Source organism: Micromonospora sp. WMMD1274, assembly GCF_049179035.1.
GTDB lineage: Bacteria > Actinomycetota > Actinomycetes > Mycobacteriales > Micromonosporaceae > Micromonospora > Micromonospora tulbaghiae.
This window is the reverse complement of the sequence record NZ_JBMHMG010000001.1, coordinates 4,372,866-4,388,817: the sequence shown is the minus strand read 5'-3', so window position 1 is coordinate 4,388,817 and position 15,952 is coordinate 4,372,866. Positions and strand designations below refer to the sequence as shown.

The window sequence follows — 15,952 nt, the reverse complement described above, 5'->3', positions numbered from 1 at the left end:
CGTGGGTCAGTGGTGGGGTGGGATTACCCGTAGGTGGCCCCGGCGGCCCTGCTGGGGGGTCTGGGGCTTGGTGGGCTCGTCCTCCGGGGGACGCGGCGGGGCCGGGCGGGCGGCCTCGCGTACCGCCTCGGCCAGCGCCACCAGGTCGTCGGTGGTGGGCGGCGGCGGCTCGAACTCGCCCTCGTGCCGCACCACGTCCCAGCCGCGCGGGGCGGTCAGGCTGCGGGCGTGCGGCTCACACAGGTCGTACGTGTGCGGTTCGGCGAACGCCGCGAGCGGGCCCACCACCGCCGTCGACTCGTTGTAGACATAGGTCAATGTGGCGACCGCTTGCCGGGGGCAGCCGTTACGGGAGCAGCGCCGTGGTGACCTCACGGCGGCAGGGTATCCCCATTACCGGGTCCGGCGCACCGCTTCGCGTTACGACACGCCCGTCATGGTGATCACAATTCCTCCGACCGGCGCACCGGCACGCCGGACGGCCGCGCGACGGCGGGTGGACCGCCGGCCCGGGCTACCCTGTGCGTCATGACGAGCCCCCAGAACCGCCGCCCCGGCTCCGGCCGGCGCACCCACCGTGACCGGCACGGTCGCGGGCTGCGCGGGCGGCTGGTGCCGGCCACGGTGCCGCTGGCGCGGACGAAGGCCGAGGTCTTCGACGATCTGGTGCTCGACACCGTGGAGACGCTCGAACGCCGGTTCGCCAAGGAGCTGGCCGGTGTGGAGTTCGCGGTCGAGGACGTCCCGCCGGATCTGAACGTCTACGACTCGGACGTGCTGGAGGACGGCGAGGTGCCGCTCGCCCGGCTGCTGCCGGGGCGGCCCGGCCGCCAGGAGGTGCCGCCGCGGATCGTGCTCTACCGGCGGCCGCTGGAGTTCCGCGCGATGGACCGCGAGGACCTCGCCGACCTGGTGCACGACGTGATCATCGAGCAGGTGGCGAATCTGCTCGGGGTCGACCCGGACGAGCTGGCCTGACCGGTTCGGCCGGACAGGACGCCGCCACCCGGCCGGACCCCTCCGGCCGGACGGCGACCCGGGTCCGGGGCGGCCCCCACCGCCCGTGGACCCGTACGTGGATCAGGCGGCGACCCGCCGCTTGAGCTTGCGCCGCTCCCGCTCGGAGAGGCCACCCCAGATTCCGAACCGCTCGTCGTGGCCGAGCGCGTACTCCAGGCATTCCGTCTTCACTTCGCACCGCGAGCAGATGCGCTTCGCCTCGCGGGTCGAGCCGCCCTTCTCGGGAAAGAACGCCTCCGGGTCGGTCTGCGAGCAGAGCGCTCGCTCCTGCCACTCCGGCGCGTTCCCGAGCAGGTCGGCCACCTCGAGCTGGCCGTCCATCGATTGCCTCCTTGTCGCGCACCGGCGTCATTCGCCGCTGCAACCCCCCACGCGAAAGGCGTGCCTGTCCGTACGGTCACCATTTGTTGCGTTCCGTGCGAACAACCCCATTCAAATTACACGCGTGTAATGCGTGCGCCGTCAAGCCAAACTTGATAATGGAGTCGCCCTCCCGACACGTCCGGGACGACCGCCGCGGTCGCCCGTAGCCTCGCAACCTGCCCTATCGATTCAGACCCCGGACGAGTAACGCCCTCCCCGGCGAGTTGCCGGAAGTTTTCTGCCGTGGCGCATCGCCGACAGGCCGGCCGGACGCCCCCGCCGGCCGCTCGTACCAAGATCAGAATGGTGGGGCAAAGGGTAACCCGCTTCCCGCGGTACCGCCCGTCGAGCCGTCCAACGCCGACCGCGCCCCGTCCATCATGTGGACGGGGCGCGGGTTGCGGCGCGACTGACGGCTCAGTCCAAGCGGACTGGTGAGCTGGTGGGCCAGACGAATTCGGCGACCGACCCGCCGGTGACCGAGATCGCGCCGGCGGACGTACTCTCGTCCCACCAGACGGTATAAACGCCGGCCTCCAGATCCGGGTAGACGGCACTGTGGAACACCCCGTCCCGGACGTGCCGCTCGCGTACGGCGGAGTGGGTCCGCGGGCCGTCGAGGTCCACGCGGCTGATCTCGATCTCCCGGCCGTGCAGGTCACGCCCGGTGTGGATGATCAGTGCGCCCCGGTCGCCGCCCAGGTCGAGCACGACGCTGCCGACCTCCGACGGGCCGAGATCGTGATGGTGTGACATCGGCCGCCTCCCGTCAGGACTTCTTCGCCTGCGGGTTGCCGAACCCGTCGTACGGCGTGCCGAGGAACGGGAAGTCCGCCAGGAACGGCGCTGTCACGTCGGCCGCGCTCAGGCCCGGCGTCACCGCCGCGGCGGCGGCGTCCGGCCGGAACGTCTTGTCGACCAGCGGCACGGTCAGCCCGGCGACGGCGCGCAGCGCGATCGTCACCACGTCGTCGGCGACGCGGCGGCCGTTGGGGAAGCCGGCCAGGTCGCCGCCGAGCACGCCGAACCGGTCCGGCTTGGGGCTGGGCCGGATCGCGGTGTTCAGCCGCAGCATGTCCGCCTGGACGTCGCCGGTGGTGTTGGCGAAGCCGTCGATCAGTCCCGCCGGGACGCCGGTGAGCAGGATGGCCACCAGGTCGGCACGCGGCTTCTTGGACTTGTTGAGCGCGTCCAGATTGGGGAACACACCCGGGTAGAGCGCGGGCAGCAGGGCGGCCAGCTCGGGCCGCTCGACGAACCCGGCGAACCGCTTGTCCTCCGACGGCGGCAGCGTGTTCCAGACGTCCTTCCTGGACATCGGCACGATGACCTCGTTGAACAACGGGTTACCGAGCCGCGACACCTGGGTGAAGGGCCCGGCGGCGGTGTCGGCGGCGACCCGGTCGCCGAGCACCCGCACCTGCTGGCGGGACGCGCTGGTCCAGACCCCGATCGTCGAGGCGCGGTCGGCGTAGCCGTAGCGGGCCGCCTTGCGGCGCACCTGGTTCAGCGGCACCTGCACGGCGAGGCTGTGCACGTTGAGCCGGTCCAGCGCGTTCACCGGCTCCCCCTCGGTCCGGAACAGCTTCTTGCCGGCGACGTGCAGCTGCTGGAACGGCCGCAGCGTACCCAGGTCGAACACCGCGCCCAGGTCGACGAAGAAGCCGTCGGCCCGTTGCCCCGCGAAGACCTTCTCGCCGGTGGACAGCTTGAACGTCGCCTGCCGGACCAGGTTCTGGTAGTTCGGCGTGGACAGCGGCCCGACGTTGCACGGCGGGCAGGGCAGTTTGTGCGCCAGCACACGGGCTCGGCCGTCGGCGATCCGGGTCAGCCGGTAGAACTGGCGCCGGTTCCAGTTCTTGCTCTCCAGCGACTCGATCGGCCCGGTGTTGTAGAGAAAACTGTTCTGGTTCGTGATCTCGGTAGTGAATTCGAAACGATAGGTGACGTCGGGATAACCGTCGCCGTCGTTGTCGATGTGAATCTCGTACCGGACGTCGTCACCGAACTCGAAGAAGTTCGGGCCGCCGGAGGGAAGCTGCACCGGCACGTAGTTGGCGATCAACGTGACCGTGTCCGGCTGGCTCGGCGTGACGAACGCGTACAGGTCGGAACTGTCGGCGACCGGATCCTTGGCGATCTCCGGGGCCTCGCGGTGAGAGGACATGGCGGACGCACCTTCGTCGGGGGAACGGAAAGCGGAACCGGCGCCGGGAGCCCGCGCCGGCGGAGGGCCGGGTCAGCGCCGGCCGGCGGCGCGCACCAGGCGGTCGGCCAGGCCGCGGTCGCGTACCTCGACCCGGGTGGTGCCGACGAAGACGTCCATGACGCCGGTGGCGGCGTCGCGGAGGTGGACCACGATCGGCTCGTCGCGCCGGCTCGCCGTGGGGGCGTTCTGCGCGGCGGACAGGCCCGGCACGGTGAGGGCGGCGGCGCCCAGTGTCGCGCTCGCCGCGGCCGTGAGCGTCTGCCTGCGGGTCAACCGCGGCCAGGTCCGCCGTTTCGGCGCCTCGGTGGTCTCGTCAGTGCTCATCGGCAGCCTTTCCGGACCGGCGCCGCAGCGCCGCAGCGGGCCGGGCGCCCGGACGCCGCCGGGCCCCGGTTCGGGGTCACCGGCGGCGGTCCTCGCCGAAACCGCCGCCGGCATCCACAGGTACGGCGTGCGGTCGGGAAAGGTTCGACCTCAGGCGCGGGCGTGACCGTACGCGGTCGTCCGCTTGCGGAACGGCCGCCCGGCGGCGGTGGCGATCGCCCGCAACTGCTCCTCGGTACGGGCGGAGCCGTTGCCCGAGCCGGCCATCCGGGAGATCGTCTCCTCCATCAGCGTGCCGCCCAGGTCGTTGCAGCCGCCGCGCAGCATCTCCACGGTGCCCGCGTCGCCGAGCTTCACCCAGGAGCACTGGATGTTGTCGATCCGGCCGTGCAGCAGCAGCCGGGCCATCGCGTGCACCGCCCGGTTCTCCCGCCAGGTCGGGCCCGGGCGGGCGATGCCGGCCAGGTAGATCGGCGCGTTCGTGTGCACGAACGGCAGCGCCACGAACTCGGTGAACCCGCCGGTACGGTCCTGCACGCCGGCCAGCACCCGGAAGTGGGCGAGCCACTGGCCCGGGTGGTCCACGTGGCCGTACATCATCGTGGAGCTGGACCGGATGCCCAGCTCGTGGGCCGTGCTCACCACGTCGACCCAGGCGGCGGCCGGCAGCTTGCCCTTGGTGAGCACCCAGCGCACGTCGTCGTCGAGGATCTCGGCGGCGGTGCCCGGGATGGTGTCCAGCCCGGCCTCGCGCAGCCGGAGCAGCCACTCCCGCACCGGCACGCCGGCCTTCGCCGCGGCGGTGACGATCTCCATCGGGGAGAACGCGTGCACGTGCATGTCCGGCACCCGCGCCTTGATCGCGCGGACGATGTCGGCGTAACCGGTGACCGGCATCTTGGGGTCGATGCCGCCCTGGAGGCAGACCTCGGTCGCGCCGGCCGTCCACGCCTCCTCGGCCCGGTCGGCCACCTGCGAAAGCGACAGCCGGAACGCGTCGGCGTCGCTCTCCCGCTGGGCGAACGCGCAGAACCGGCAGCCCACGTAGCAGACGTTCGTGAAATTGATGTTGCGGTTGACCACGTAGGTCACGTCGTCGCCGACCGCGTCCCGGCGCGCGTCGTCGGCCAGCCGGCACAGCTCGTCCAGCGCCGGGCCGTCCGCGCCGAACAGCGCCAGCGCCTTCGCCTCGTGCGCCGGCGTCAGCAGCGCCGCCGGGTCGTCGGCGGCGAGCCGCAGGCCCGCGCGCAGGTCGGCGTCCGCGCCAGCACCCAGGGGTACGCCCGCGCGCGCCTCCGGCGCCACCTTGCCGGCCACCTCCTCCCAGTCGCCGTACACGCTGTCGAAGTCGCCCCGCCGGTCGTCGGTGCGGCCGGTGACGTCGATGGTGGCGTGCAGGTCAGTGCGGCCGCCGTAGCCCGACTCCGGCTCCTGCCAGGGCCGTCCCACCGGGCGGGCCGCCTCGACCGCGAGCCCGGTGGCCGGGTCGGCGAGCGCTGTGACGTGCGGCAGCAGGCGCGGGTCCAGCCACGGCTCGCCCGCGCGGACGTACTCCGGGTAGACGGTCAGCCGCTCGCGCAGCGTGAACCCGGCACTCGCGGTACGCGCGGCCAGCTCGTCCAGGTGCGGCCAGGGCCGCTCCGGGTTGACGTGGTCGGGCGTGACCGGGGAGACGCCGCCCCAGTCGTCGATGCCGGCGCGCAGCAGCAGGTCGTACTCGCCCGCGATGAGGTTCGGCGGGGCCTGGATGCGGGCCTTCGGGCCGAGCAGCACCCGGGCCACCGCCACCGTGGCGGCCAGGTCGTGCAGCTCCGCGTCGGGCATGCCGCGCATCGCGGTGTCCGGCTTCGCGCGGAAGTTCTGCACGATCACCTCCTGGAGGTGGCCGTACTCCCGCATCGCCCGGCGGATCGCGAAGATCGCGTCGACCCGCTCGGCCCGGTTCTCGCCGATGCCGATCAGGATGCCCGTGGTGAACGGCACCCCGACCCGGCCGGCGTCGTCGAGCACCCGCAGGCGTACCGCGGGTTCCTTGTCCGGCGAGCCGTAGTGCGGGCCGCCCGGCTCCGACCAGAGCCGGGTGGCTGTGGTCTCCAGCATCATGCCCATGCTCGGCGCGACCGGCTTGAGCCGCTGCAACTCCGACCAGGTGAGCACGCCCGGGTTCAGGTGCGGCAGCAGGCCGGTCTCCTCCAGCACCGCCACGGCGCAGGCGCGCAGGTAGTCCAGCGTCGAGTCGTACCCCCGCTCGTCCAGCCACCGGCGGGCCGCCGGCCACCGCTCCTCGGGCCGGTCGCCGAGCGTGAACAGCGCCTCCTTGCATCCCTGCGCGGCACCCTCGCGGGCGATCGCCAGCACCTCGTCGCGTTCCAGGTAGGCGGCGGGCAGCCGGTGCGGCACGGTGGCGAACGTGCAGTAGTGGCAGCGGTCCCGGCAGAGCCGGGTCAGCGGGATGAAGACCTTCTTCGAGTACGTCACCACGCCCGGCCGCCCGGCGTCACGCAGCCCGGCGTCGCGGATGTCGGAGGCGATCCGGAGCAGCTCGTCGAGCATCGGCCCGCGGGCGGCGAGCAGCGCGCCCGCCTCGCCGGCGTCGAGCGCCCGGCCGGTGGCGGCCCGCCCCAGCGCCCGCCGGATGCTCGCCTCGGTCGGTTCGGGGTCGCTGCGATCAACCATCCGCCCAGCCTAAGCGCTGCCGGGGCGCCGGATGCCCGCCCCCGGTCGCGGTCCGGGCACCGGGACGGCCCGGGTGAGCCGCCGCACAGTGGCCGCCGCGACGGCAGCGGGCCGAGACGGCGGCGGGCGACGGCTCTCCGTCGCCCGCCGCGCGGGTCTCAGCGGGGCTGGTTCGGGTCCTCGCGGTCGAACCGCTGGGTGCGCTCGTCGTCGGCGGGCGACGGCGCGCCCGGCTCGGCGGACTGGCGCGGGATCGCCTGCGTCGGGTCGGCCGACGGCGGCTGGCCGAACGGCGGCGCGGGCTGCGGCGAGCCGTACTGCGGCGCCTGCTGCGGGCCGGCGAACGGGACGCCGGACTGCGGCGCCGACTGCGGGTCGGCGAACGGCGGGCCGGACTGCGGGGCGTGCGGCGGGGCCGTGTTGAACGGCGGCGCCGACTGCGGCTGGCCGTACGGGCCGGGCTGCTGCGGCCAGCCAGGGGGCGGCGAGCCGGCCTGCGGGTAGCCCTGACCGGGCTGCTGCGGGTAGCCGCCCGGACCGGGGTAGCCACCGGGCTGACCCGGCTGCTGCGGCCAGCCGGGCTGGGCCTGGCCGTACACGCCGGGCTGCGCCTTGGGCTTCGGCACGTAGTAGAGCGTGCGCCAGATCTTGAACACGACGAACGCGGCGACCGCGAAGATCGCCAGCCAGGCGGCGCGGGTCAGCAGGCCGAGGAACGCGTCCAGCACCTCACCGTCGGCCAGCCGGCCGACCAGCCAGATCAGGAACGTCAGCGCGCCGAACACGGCGGACACGGCGTACTCGACCAACGCCACCTGCGTGATCAGCTTGGCCTTCGGCACGACCGGGAGGATCACGGTGGCGATCAGGACCGCGAGCAGCGGCAGGACCGTCGACTCCAGGCCGATGAAGGTGAAGTACGTGCTCCCGGCCCGGCCGCTGGCCGTGCTGTAGTCGTCGACCGGCAGCAGACGCACCAGGCCGACGAAGAGAAGCACGGCGTTGGCGCCGAGAAGGACGAGCGCGGCCAGTTCGCGCAACGGCTTGATCAACTGGCTGGCCTGCGTGGCGTCGCCGGACGCGGGCTCGGCGGGGCTGGTCACGGACTCCCCCAGGGGACGAAAGCGGACAGTTGCCGAAGTGAGCGTAGTCTCTCCGGCCACCGGACGATCGACGGCGGCGCGTGCGGAAGGATGGACGCCATGCGCATCGTGGTACTGACCGGCGGCATCGGGGGCGCCCGTTTCCTGCTCGGCGTGCGGGCGTACGCCCGCGAGGTGGGCGCCGAGGTGACCGCCGTGGTCAACGTCGGCGACGATCTGCTGCTGCACGGGCTGAAGGTCTGCCCCGACCTGGACAGCGTGCTCTACACGCTCGGCGGCGGCGCCGACCCGGAGCGCGGCTGGGGCCGGGCGGGCGAGACCTGGACGGTGAAGAACGAGCTGGCCGCGTACGGCGCGGAGCCGAGCTGGTTCGGCCTGGGCGACAAGGACGTCGCCACCCACCTGGTGCGCACCCAGATGATCAACGCCGGCTACCCGCTGTCCCAGGTCACCGAGGCGCTGGCGGCCCGCTGGCAGCCGGGCGTACGGCTGCTGCCCGCCACCGACGACCGCCTGGAGACCCATGCCGTCGTCACCGACGAGCAGGGCCGGCGGGCGATCCACTTCCAGGAGTGGTGGGTGCGCCATCGGGCGGACGTACCCACCGACCGGTTCGTCTTCGTCGGCGCCGACGCGGCGAAGCCCGCGCCCGGCGTGGTCGAGGCGATCGCGGCCGCGGACGTGGTGCTGATCGCGCCGAGCAACCCGGTGGTGAGCATCGCCCCGGTGCTGGCCGTGCCCGGTCTGCGCGACGCGGTGACCGGCGGCCCGGCCCCGGTGGTGGGGGTGTCGCCGATCATCGGCGGCGCGCCGGTGCGCGGCATGGCCGACCGCTGCCTCGCCGTGCTCGGCGTGGAGTGCAGCGCGGCCGGCGTGGGCGGCCTCTACGGCGCCCGGACGGCGGGCGGGCTGCTCGACGGCTGGCTGGTCGCGCCGGAGGACGAGGGCACCGTGGTGCCGGACGTGACGGTCCGCCCGGCGCCGCTGCGGATGACCGACGAGGCGGCGACCGCCGCGATGGTGCGCGCCGCGCTGGAGTTGATGTGAGGCTGGAGATCCTGCCGGTGCCGGGCATCGGCGACGTGACCGAGGGCGACGACCTGGCGGCGCTGATCACCGGTGCGGCGCCCTGGCTGCGCGACCACGACGTGCTCGTGGTCACCAGCAAGATCGTGTCGAAGGCGGAGGGCCGGCTGGTCGACGTGCCGGCCGACGGCCCGGAACGGCTCGCCGAGCGGGACCGCATCCTGGCCGGGGAGACCGCCCGGGTGGTGGCGACCCGGGGCGCGACCCGGATCGTGCAGACCCACCACGGGTTCGTGATGGCCTCCGCCGGCATCGACGCCTCGAACGTGGACAAGACCCGGCTGGTGCTGCTGCCGGTCGACCCGGACGCGTCCGCCCGGGCGCTGCGCGCCGATCTGCGCGAGCGGTACGGCCTCGACGTCGCCGTGATCGTCAGCGACACCATGGGCCGCCCGTGGCGCAACGGGCTCACCGACGTGGCGCTCGGGGTGGCCGGCATGCCGGCGATCCGCGACCACCGGGGCGAGGTCGACCCGTACGGCAACGAACTGTTCGTCACCCAGATGGCGGTGGTCGACGAACTCGCCGCCGCCGGTGAGCTGATCAAGGGCAAGTGCGACCAGGTGCCGGTCGCCGTGGTGCGGGGTTACCTCGCCGCCACCCGGGACGACGACGAGGGCGCCCGCACGCTGGTGCGCGACGCCTCGATGGACCTGTTCTCGCTCGGCACGGCGGAGGCGCACGCCGCCGGTCTGCGGGCGGCGGCGACGCTGGCGGACCGGACCGGCACCGAGCCCGCCGACCCGGCCGCGGTGCGACGGGCGATCGACGCCGTCGCCCAGGTGGTCGCGCCGGGAACCGTCTTCACCCACGTCACCGACGACGAGGTACGCGCCGGACTCGCCGCCACGGTGCCCGGCTGGCCCGCCTCGGCCACCGGCCTGCTGCTCGGCGCGGCGCCCGCCCCGGTCGACCCGGCGGACCTGGTCCGGTTCGGCGCGGACCTGCAACGCCTGCGCGCCGCGCTGGCCGCGGAGGGGATCGACTCGACGTTGCTCCCACCCCCGTCCGGCAGCACCGCGAGCGCCACGCTGGCGCTCTGACTCCGGCGGGCGACGCTCAGGCGTCGAGGACGGCCCGGCCCAGCGGGGTCAGCGTGTGCAGGACGGTGTTGCGGTCACGCTGGCTGACCAGCAGTCCCGCGTTGCGCAGCACCGTGGTGTGCTGGCTGGCCGCGGCGGCGGAGATGCGCAGCCGGCGGGCCATCTCGCCGGTGGTGCAGCCCTCGTCGGCGGCCTGGAGCACCCGGGAGCGGGTACGGCCGAGCAGGGCGGCGAGCGCCTCGCCCTGCGGTGACGCGGCAGGGCCGGACGCCGGCGTCAGGCCGGCCAGCCGGTCGACCGGGTAGACCAGCACCGGGGGCAGCGTCGGGTCGACGAGCGCCACCGGCGTACGCGAGCAGAAGAACGACGGCACGAGCAGCAGCCCTCGGCCGTCCAGGTGCAGTTCGCGGGTGTCCGGGTAGTCGAGCACCTCCAGCACGCCCGAGACCCAGCGCATGTTCGGCCGCAGGCTGGCCAGCAGCCCTTCGGCGCCACCGTCGAGCATGGCGCGCGCACGCCGGGCCCGGTCCGCCTCGACCGCCGCCTGCACCCGGGCCCAGTAGGGCGTGACCGCCAGCGACTGGTAGCGGGCCATGGCGTCGGTGAGGTGGTGCAGCGTCGCGGGCTCACCGCGTGCGAGCGCGCCGGCCGACGACGGCAGCGCTGTTTCCCCGGCCAGCCGCGTCAGGTCGCGGCGCAGCATGTCCACAGGGGTGCCCCGGACCGCGTCCAGCCCGGCCTCGATGCCCTCGCGACTGGCGGACGGGGTGAGGAAGTCCGGGAAGTAGCCGCGCGGCGGGTTGAGCGCGAGCAGCAGTCGGTACTGCTCGGCGTCGGTGTCGGTCCGCAGGCCGTGCGCCACGGTGCGCCGCCACGTGGTCATCATCGGGTCCCGGCTGCGCCCCTGGAGCAGGTGCAGGCTGAGGACCAGCTCCCAGAGCGGGTCCGCGGCCGGTGCGACCCGGGTCCGCAGGACGTCCTCGCCCGAGAAAATGATCTTCAACATGGGTTGCTGCTCCCGTGCGGACGGCGGGGGTGCCCGCCACACCTCGCACTGTACCCGCCGGTACTAATCTCCATCTTTAAGCGTCAGGTGAAAAACCTCGACGCTGGACGGGCCGGTTCGGCAAACTCTCTGTTGCCCGCCGACGCCGGGGTGCAACGTCGACCCGGACGCCGGCTGACGGGCGTGGCCGGGTGGCACCACGAGGGTCTGCGACAGCAGTCGCAGGGGTGCCGCCCGGCCCTCGCTCATCCGATCCAGAGCGCCACCCGATGGTCCTCGTCGGTGACGTAGTAGCAGCGCCCCGCCAGCTCGGCCAGCCCCTCCACGTGATGGAACGGCGCCAGCTCCGCCACCACCTCCCCGGCCACCAGCGCACCCCCGCCCGCGTCGTGCCGGAACCGCACGTGCCGGGAGGTCACCGCGCCGCCGTGCGGGTGGTCGTCCAGCAGCACCGAGCCCTTGCCCAGCGCGTCGATCGACCCGGTCACCGCCGCGTAGCCGCCGTCGCCCGTCGGGGTGATCGCGCGGAAGCCGGCCAGCGCACCGGGCGGCGTCACCCCGGTCAGCGCGTACGCCCCGAGCGCGCGCAGGTCACCCGGCCGCTCCGGATCGTCGAACATCTCCGGTACACCGGCCAGCTCCACGTAGACCGGCTCCCCCTCGGCGGTCACCGGGAAACGCAGGCCCAGCAGCGCCGTACCGGCCGGGGTGAACGCCGCCGCCTCGACGTTGATCGGCAGGTCGTCCGCGGCCAGCCGGGTCACCCAGCTCTTCGCGCGGGCGGTGCCCCGGGCCAGCGTCTCCACGATGAAGCGCTGCCGGACCCGGTCACCGGGCGGCAGCAGCGTCAACGGAGCGGCGGCGAGCGCGTCGTTCACCGCCCGGTGCAGCCGGAAGCGGTTGCGCACCACGCGTACCGGCAGCGGCCCGGCCACCGCGTCGTCCTCCCGGAACCGGGCCACGAACGCGCGCCGGGGCCGCAACGGGCCGCCCTTGGACCCGAAGTGCGAGCCGAAGACGTACACCCAGCCGTCGTGGTGGGCCAGCGCCTCGCCGTCCTCGGTCCGGCCGTTCTCCCGGCCGGCGTCGGCGGCCACGTGGTGCGCCTCCCAGTGGCCGTCGTCACGTTCCAGCAGCAGCGCCAGGCACTGCTCGACCGGCCCCTCGTCCAGCACCGTCCAGAAGCCGCGGCGCGCGCCGTACGCCCGCAGCAGCGCGGCCGACCGCACCGGCAGGAGGTCGCTCGCCTCGTTACCGGCCACCAGGAACTCGACGAGTCGCAGGGTCACCGCGCCAGGGTACGGAGGCGGCGCTCGTAGAGTGTCCGGGTGCCCGATCTCATCCCGTACACCGAGTTGCACGCCGATGCCGTCGCGACGCTGAGCCGCTGGACGGCGACCAGCCCCGCCGCCGACGCCGCCCGGGACCGGACGCTGGCGCTGCTGGCCGACGGACCGGTGGCGATGAGCCGGACGCACCGGGCCGGGCACGTCACGGCGAGCGCGCTGGTGCTCGACCCGGACGGCCGGGTGCTGCTCTGCCTGCACGGCAAGATCCGCAGGTGGGTGCAGCTCGGCGGGCACTGCGAGCCCGGCGACCGGACCCTCGTGGCCGCCGCGCTGCGCGAGGCCACCGAGGAGTCCGGCATCACCGGCCTGACCGTCGAGCCGGACCCGATCGACGTGGACATCCACCAGGTCGCCTGCCAGGGCGGGTCGTTCCACTACGACGTCCGGTACGCCGTCCTGGCCCCGGCCGGGGCGGTCGAGCGGGTCAGCGCGGAGTCCGAGGCGCTCGGCTGGTTCCCGCCGGACCGGCTGCCCGAGCCGCTCGCCCACGCCACCGCCCAGCTCGTGCCGCCGGCGCTCGCGGTGCTGGCCCGCCACGCCGGCGGCTGAGCGGCGGTACCACGCCGCGCCGCCGGACGCGTCGCCACTCCGGCGGCCCGGCGGATCAGACCAGGCCCTCCTCGCCGCGTTCCTTCAGCTCGTCCACGATCTTCTTCACGTCCTGCGCACGGTCGCGGGGGCAGACCAGCAACGCGTCCGGGGTGTCCACGACGATCAGGTCGTGCACCCCGACGGTCGCCACCAGCCGCCCGGAGTGCGGCACCACCACGGTGCCGGTGGTGTCGTGCAGCAGCACGCCCGGCTTCGCGTCCCCGCCCAGCACCACGTTGCCCGCGCCGTCGGCGGGCAGCACCTCGCCGAGCGTGTGGAAGTCGCCCACGTCGTTCCAGCCGAAGTCGCCGGGCACCGTGGCCACCCGGCCGGCCGTCGCCGCGCCCTCCATCACCGCGTAGTCGACCGAGATCCGCGGCAGCGTCGGCCAGATCCGGCCGAGCACGTCGTCCTGCTCCGGGGTGCCCCAGGCCGCCGCGATGGCGGTGATCCCGGCGTGCAGCTCCGGCTGCTGGCGGGCCAGCTCGGACAGGAAGACGTCCACCCGCCAGACGAACATGCTGGCGTTCCAGAGGTGCCGGCCGGAGCGGACGTACACCTCGGCCACTTCGGCGGCCGGCTTCTCCTTGAACTCGCGTACCGGGCGCAGCGGGCCGTCACCCACCGGGTCGCCGGTCTCCAGGTAGCCGTAGCCGGTCTCCGGACGCGTCGGGGTGATGCCCACAGTCATCAGCAGCCCCTGCTCCGCGCCCCGGATGGCCTGGCGAACCACCTCGGCCAGCCGGGCCGGGTCGCCGATCAGGTGGTCGGCGGCGAACGAGCCCATCACCGCGTCCGGGGTCCGGGTGGCGATCACCGCCGCGGCCAGCGCGATCGCCGCGCAGGAGTCCCGCGGCGACGGCTCGACCAGGATGTTCTCCTCCGGCAGGCCGGCCAGTTGCCGAGCCACCGCCGCGGCGTGCGCGGCCCCGGTGACCACGAGCGTGCGCTCCGGGGTGGTCAACGGCGACAACCGGTCGACAGTGGCCTGCAACAGCGAGGCGGGGGTGCCGGTCAGCGGGTGGAGGAACTTGGGATGGCCGGCACGGGACAACGGCCACAACCTCGTGCCGCTGCCGCCCGCCGGGATGACGGCGTAGAACATCAGCACATCATGCCCGAAGCGGGCGAGCCGTCACGGTCGGTCGCCCGGGACCGGCGACCGGCGCTCAGGACCGGGCCCGTCGCCACGCCGCGATGTGGACCTCCGCGCTGGACTCCCAGGTGAACTCCTTGGCCCGGTCGAAACCGGCCTTGGCCAGGGACAGCCGCCGCTGCTCGTCGTCCAGCAGGGCGCCGAGGTCGGTGGCGATCTGGTCCGGGTCCTCGCTGGTGTAGGCCACCGCGTCGCCGCCCACCTCGGGCAGGGACAGGCGCGGCGTGGTGAGCACCGGGGCGGCGCACGCCATCGCCTCCAGGATCGGCAGGCCGAAGCCCTCGCCGTAGGACGGGTATGCCGCCACCAGCGCGCCGCCGAGGAAGCCGGGCAGGTCGGCGTAGCGCAGGTAACCCGGGCGCAGCAGCCGCAGGTGCGACGGGACCTCGGCCACCGCGCGGTCGATGTCGTCGTCGTGGCCCTGACCGCCGGCCACCACCAGCGCGGGCGGGTTCGGCCGGTCGGCCACCGCCCGGGCCCAGCCGCGGATCAGGTTGGGTACGTTCTTGCGCGGCTCCTTGGCCCCGAGGAACGCGATGTAGCTGCTGTCGCCGAGACCCAGCCGGGCCCGGACACGTGCCTTCTCCTCGTCGCCCGGCGCGTGGAACGCGTCCTGGTCGACGCCGTGGTAGGCGACGTCGATCCGGGTCGGGTCGGCGTCCAGCAGCCGGATCAGCTCGTCGCGGGTGGCCTTGCTCGGCACGATCACCCGGCCGGCCCGGCGCAGCGACGTCTTGATCGCGCTGCGGAAGAACGTCCGGCGCGACTTGTCGTAGTGCTCCGGCTCGGTGAAGAACGTCGCGTCGTGCACGGTGACAGTCACCGGACAACCCGCCCGCAGCGGGCAGGTGTAGAACGGCGAGTGCAGCACCTCGGCGCCGACCTGCTGGGCCAGCAGCGGCAGGCCGGTCTGCTCCCAGGCCAGCCGCGCCGGCCGGTGCGCCACCGCCGCCGGGGCGGGGATCACCTCGGCGCCGGGCAGCATCCGGGTGTAGCGCTCCAGGTCGGTGCGGAGACTCACCACGGCCAGGTCGACGCCGGTGCCGCAGACCCGGCCCAGCGCGCCGAGCAGTCCGTCGACGTATCTACCGACGCCGCCACGGTCGGCGGGGACACTCGTGGCGTCGATGAGAACGCGGGGCGGGCGACCGGCGGTCACGGGGCGACTCCTCAGGTGGCGCAGTTGTGGGGAAGAACACTCTCGGCAAGCCTACGCCGGGCCGGACGCAAGGCGCTGACCGCGACCCGACGGTACGCCGACTTGTCGTTGTCATCGAGTACGCACGCGGGGCGCGTATCGTTCGCGCCGATGGCCGACAACATTGCCCGGGTGTTCGCCGACGCGCTCGCGCCCGACCCCACCCGACCGCTGCTGACCTGGTACGACGACGCCACCGGCGAGCGCACCGAACTGTCCGGGGCGACGCTCGCGAACTGGGTGGCGAAGACCGCCAACCTGCTCACCGACGAGGTGGGCGCCGCGCCCGGCGACGCGGCCGGGGTGCTGCTGCCGCCGCACTGGCAGACCGCCGCCGTGCTGCTCGGCTGCTGGTCGGCGAAGCTGACGGTGGCCGGCACGCCGGGGCCGGTGGAGGCGCTGTTCGTGGCCGTCGACCGGGTCGGCGAGGCGGCCGGGTGGCCGGCCGGCGAGCGGTACGCGCTGGCGCTCGACCCGTTCGCGCTGCCGATGCGGCAGGTGCCGGCGGGCTGCACCGACTTCGTCACGGCGGTACGCGGGCACGGCGACCACTTCACGCCGGACCCGGCCGCCGGGGACGGGGACGCGGCGCTGCTGGCCCGGGCGGCGGCCCGCGCCACCGAGCTGGGCCTGACCCAGGGCGACCGCCTCCTGGTGGACGTGACCGCCCACCCCGACCCGGTCGACTGGCTGCTCACCCCGCTCACGGCAGGCGCCAGCGTGGTCGCGTGCGCCCACCCCGACCCGACCCGCCTCGCCTCCCGCGCCGAAACCGAGAAGACCACGCACACCCTGGCCTGAGCCGCCGCCCTCCCCGTCCCCGTCGAT

The 15,952-nt window shown here is 74.0% G+C and carries 16 protein-coding genes; 5 read left to right on the top strand and 11 right to left on the bottom strand.

The features are described from left to right. Positions 1–6 precede the first annotated feature (6 nt). Positions 7–375: a DUF3499 domain-containing protein gene (locus ACN27D_RS20895; protein ID WP_120571551.1), complete on the bottom strand. Its 369-nt coding sequence runs from the start codon at positions 373–375 to the stop codon at positions 7–9. A 153-nt stretch (positions 376–528) separates the two neighbouring features. On the opposite strand from ACN27D_RS20895, the gene ACN27D_RS20890 reads away from it, so the two are divergent. Next, positions 529–978, top strand: a complete 450-nt coding sequence (locus tag ACN27D_RS20890) for a metallopeptidase family protein (RefSeq protein ID WP_018787548.1) — start codon at positions 529–531, stop codon at positions 976–978. 102 nt (positions 979–1,080) lie between these two features. Here the strand turns inward: ACN27D_RS20890 and ACN27D_RS20885 are convergent, their stop codons facing one another. The 6 genes from ACN27D_RS20885 to ACN27D_RS20860 form a co-directional block, all read right to left on the bottom strand. Next, positions 1,081–1,341: a WhiB family transcriptional regulator gene (locus tag ACN27D_RS20885; RefSeq protein ID WP_013284161.1), complete on the bottom strand. Its 261-nt coding sequence runs from the start codon at positions 1,339–1,341 to the stop codon at positions 1,081–1,083. 459 nt (positions 1,342–1,800) lie between these two features. Beyond that, complete coding sequence (locus ACN27D_RS20880) at positions 1,801–2,139, bottom strand: phospholipase (protein WP_358169561.1); 339 nt, start codon at positions 2,137–2,139, stop codon at positions 1,801–1,803. A gap of 13 nt (positions 2,140–2,152) precedes the next feature. Further along, entirely contained in the window at positions 2,153–3,550 is a 1,398-nt protein-coding gene (locus ACN27D_RS20875; protein ID WP_120571552.1) for a DUF4331 domain-containing protein, read from the bottom strand. A gap of 72 nt (positions 3,551–3,622) precedes the next feature. After that, positions 3,623–3,916 (bottom strand): hypothetical protein, encoded by a 294-nt coding sequence (locus ACN27D_RS20870; protein WP_358169560.1) that lies wholly within the window; start codon positions 3,914–3,916, stop codon positions 3,623–3,625. 150 nt (positions 3,917–4,066) lie between these two features. Continuing rightward, positions 4,067–6,592 (bottom strand): bifunctional FO biosynthesis protein CofGH, encoded by a 2,526-nt coding sequence (locus ACN27D_RS20865; protein WP_421499774.1) that lies wholly within the window; start codon positions 6,590–6,592, stop codon positions 4,067–4,069. Between the two features lie 158 nt (positions 6,593–6,750). Continuing rightward, positions 6,751–7,695: a hypothetical protein gene (locus ACN27D_RS20860; RefSeq protein WP_120571554.1), complete on the bottom strand. Its 945-nt coding sequence runs from the start codon at positions 7,693–7,695 to the stop codon at positions 6,751–6,753. A 99-nt stretch (positions 7,696–7,794) separates the two neighbouring features. Here ACN27D_RS20860 and cofD point away from each other — a divergent pair, with 99 nt between their 5' ends. Both cofD and ACN27D_RS20850 read left to right on the top strand, forming a co-directional pair. After that, the gene (gene cofD, locus ACN27D_RS20855) at positions 7,795–8,742 is read left to right on the top strand and encodes a 2-phospho-L-lactate transferase (protein WP_421499773.1); all 948 of its coding nucleotides are present in this window, start codon (positions 7,795–7,797) and stop codon (positions 8,740–8,742) included. Beyond that, positions 8,739–9,824 carry a coenzyme F420-0:L-glutamate ligase gene (locus tag ACN27D_RS20850; RefSeq protein ID WP_358169558.1) on the top strand — a complete coding sequence of 362 codons (1,086 nt, stop codon included), beginning with the start codon at positions 8,739–8,741 and terminating at the stop codon, positions 9,822–9,824. The genes cofD and ACN27D_RS20850 overlap by 4 nt, the downstream gene beginning before the upstream one ends. Before the next feature lie 16 nt (positions 9,825–9,840). On the opposite strand, the gene ACN27D_RS20845 is transcribed toward ACN27D_RS20850, so the two are convergent. Beyond that, complete coding sequence (locus tag ACN27D_RS20845) at positions 9,841–10,830, bottom strand: ArsR/SmtB family transcription factor (protein ID WP_120571556.1); 990 nt, start codon at positions 10,828–10,830, stop codon at positions 9,841–9,843. 245 nt (positions 10,831–11,075) lie between these two features. Then, positions 11,076–12,119 (bottom strand): hypothetical protein, encoded by a 1,044-nt coding sequence (locus ACN27D_RS20840; RefSeq protein WP_358169557.1) that lies wholly within the window; start codon positions 12,117–12,119, stop codon positions 11,076–11,078. 39 nt (positions 12,120–12,158) lie between these two features. Between ACN27D_RS20840 and ACN27D_RS20835 the strand changes: the two genes are divergently transcribed. Beyond that, positions 12,159–12,728: an NUDIX hydrolase gene (locus ACN27D_RS20835; RefSeq protein ID WP_121683628.1), complete on the top strand. Its 570-nt coding sequence runs from the start codon at positions 12,159–12,161 to the stop codon at positions 12,726–12,728. Between the two features lie 55 nt (positions 12,729–12,783). Here ACN27D_RS20835 and ACN27D_RS20830 read toward each other — a convergent pair whose 3' ends face one another. Then, a complete protein-coding gene (locus tag ACN27D_RS20830) occupies positions 12,784–13,875 on the bottom strand; it encodes a mannose-1-phosphate guanylyltransferase (protein ID WP_121683630.1) in 1,092 nt (363 codons plus the stop codon). 64 nt (positions 13,876–13,939) lie between these two features. Beyond that, complete coding sequence (locus tag ACN27D_RS20825) at positions 13,940–15,085, bottom strand: glycosyltransferase family 4 protein (protein WP_091418585.1); 1,146 nt, start codon at positions 15,083–15,085, stop codon at positions 13,940–13,942. Between the two features lie 150 nt (positions 15,086–15,235). On the opposite strand from ACN27D_RS20825, the gene ACN27D_RS20820 reads away from it, so the two are divergent. Then, positions 15,236–15,925 carry a TIGR03089 family protein gene (locus tag ACN27D_RS20820; protein ID WP_421499772.1) on the top strand — a complete coding sequence of 230 codons (690 nt, stop codon included), beginning with the start codon at positions 15,236–15,238 and terminating at the stop codon, positions 15,923–15,925. The last annotated feature ends 27 nt before the right edge of the window (positions 15,926–15,952 follow it).

What these genes read in the sequence shown, in the direction of transcription:
- ACN27D_RS20845 (WP_120571556.1), bottom strand. Translation starts at nt 10,830, where the DNA reads ATGTTGAAGATCATTTTCTCGGGCGAGGACGTCCTGCGGACCCGGGTC.
- ACN27D_RS20875 (WP_120571552.1), bottom strand. Translation starts at nt 3,550, where the DNA reads ATGTCCTCTCACCGCGAGGCCCCGGAGATCGCCAAGGATCCGGTCGCC.
- ACN27D_RS20890 (WP_018787548.1), top strand. Translation starts at nt 529, where the DNA reads ATGACGAGCCCCCAGAACCGCCGCCCCGGCTCCGGCCGGCGCACCCAC.
- cofD (WP_421499773.1), top strand. Translation starts at nt 7,795, where the DNA reads ATGCGCATCGTGGTACTGACCGGCGGCATCGGGGGCGCCCGTTTCCTG.
- ACN27D_RS20820 (WP_421499772.1), top strand. Translation starts at nt 15,236, where the DNA reads ATGGCCGACAACATTGCCCGGGTGTTCGCCGACGCGCTCGCGCCCGAC.
- ACN27D_RS20865 (WP_421499774.1), bottom strand. Translation starts at nt 6,592, where the DNA reads ATGGTTGATCGCAGCGACCCCGAACCGACCGAGGCGAGCATCCGGCGG.
- ACN27D_RS20885 (WP_013284161.1), bottom strand. Translation starts at nt 1,341, where the DNA reads ATGGACGGCCAGCTCGAGGTGGCCGACCTGCTCGGGAACGCGCCGGAG.
- ACN27D_RS20880 (WP_358169561.1), bottom strand. Translation starts at nt 2,139, where the DNA reads ATGTCACACCATCACGATCTCGGCCCGTCGGAGGTCGGCAGCGTCGTG.
- ACN27D_RS20870 (WP_358169560.1), bottom strand. Translation starts at nt 3,916, where the DNA reads ATGAGCACTGACGAGACCACCGAGGCGCCGAAACGGCGGACCTGGCCG.
- ACN27D_RS20830 (WP_121683630.1), bottom strand. Translation starts at nt 13,875, where the DNA reads ATGTTCTACGCCGTCATCCCGGCGGGCGGCAGCGGCACGAGGTTGTGG.